Source organism: Zafaria cholistanensis (assembly GCF_008580665.1).
Taxonomy (GTDB): domain Bacteria; phylum Actinomycetota; class Actinomycetes; order Actinomycetales; family Micrococcaceae; genus Zafaria; species Zafaria cholistanensis.
Genome location: NZ_BKDJ01000035.1, coordinates 1 through 1,383 on the forward strand (window position 1 = coordinate 1; position 1,383 = coordinate 1,383).

A 1,383-nucleotide genomic window follows, 5' to 3' on the forward strand; every position below is an offset into this window, starting at 1 on the left:
GCTCCCCCGGCGCTGCACCGCACGTTGCGGTGGCAGGACGCGTTCGCCCTCGCGATGGCCGTCTCCGGGGGCCTGTTCGTCTCGTTCGGACCGACCATGGCCGCGATCGGTGCCCTGTCGGCGCTGTTCATCTGGGCATTGGCGGCCGGAATCGGGTGGGCGCAGAACCACCTGTTCGCCGAGATGGCCTCGATGTTCCCGGACAAGCCCGGCGGCGTGCCCGTCTACGCCCACGAAGCCTGGAAGGAACGCTTCGCCCCGGCAGGGGCCCTGGCGACGTTCGGCTACTGGTTCGGCTGGTCCGCGGTCATCTCCATCGTCAGCCTCACCGCCGGCGCGATCATCCAGGCCCGCTGGTTCCCCGAGGCCGCCTGGGCCCTGGACCTGGGCTTCCTGCAGGTCGGCCCCGCCCAACTGATCGGCATCGGCTTCATCCTGGCCCTCATGGTGCCCAACCTCTTCGGCGCCCAACCGGCCGCCTGGGTGAACAAAATCCTCGGCGCCCTGCTGCTGATCCCGCTGCTGACATTCGTGATCGCTCCCCTGGTCAGCGGCCAGTGGGACGCCTCCAACCTGACCTGGGGCCTGGGCCAGGCAGGAGCGGACCACTGGGGCGGCTGGCAGGACGCGGCCGTGTGGCTCTACCTGGTCGGCTGGACCGCCTACGGCACCGAGATGTGCGCGGCGTTCACCCCCGAATACCGGACCACCAAGGACGCCCGCCGCGCCCTGTCCTCCTCGGGCGCCTACACGTTCATGATGTTCGCCCTCGTCCCGATCGGCATCGGCGGGCTGATGACCCAGGCCGACGCCGCCGCGGACCCGACCGCAGTGTTCGTCAGCGGCTTCGCCGCGGTCCTGCCCGCCGGTTTCGCCGGCGATATTGCCCTGGTCATCACCATCGGGGCGCTGCTGATGGGCGTGAACGCCAGCATGGCCGACGGTTCCCGCGCACTCTACGGAGCCGCAGTCGACAAGCTGGTGCCCCGCCAGTTCGAAGTCCTCAACCGCCACCAGGTCCCCGCCCGCGCAATCGTAGCCGCCGTCATCATGAACATCCTGCTGGTGCTGTTCGTCTCCAACCCCATCGGCATCCTCGTCGCAGCCAACATCGGCTACCTGCTGTCCATCCTCCTGGCCATCTCCGGCTTCCTGCTCCTGCGCAAGGACCGCCCCAACGCCCCGCGCAGCTTCAAACTCGGCCGCTGGGCGGTGCCCTTGGCCACCGTGCTCACCATCTACGGCGCAGCCGTACTGGTCATCGGCGCCCTCTCCTCCGAACTCTCCGGATACGGAGGCCCACTCGAACTGGCCATCGGCGTCGGCATCCTCCTGCTGTCCCTGATCCTCTACGTCATCCGCCGCCGCTTCCAGGACCGCATG

The 1,383-nt window shown here is 69.0% G+C and carries 1 protein-coding gene; it reads left to right on the forward strand.

Features of this window, described 5'->3' with window-relative positions; translation table 11 throughout:
* Positions 1–1,383: APC family permease (locus NCCP_RS14775; RefSeq protein WP_225873867.1), on the forward strand; the 1,383-nt coding region annotated here is incomplete at both ends.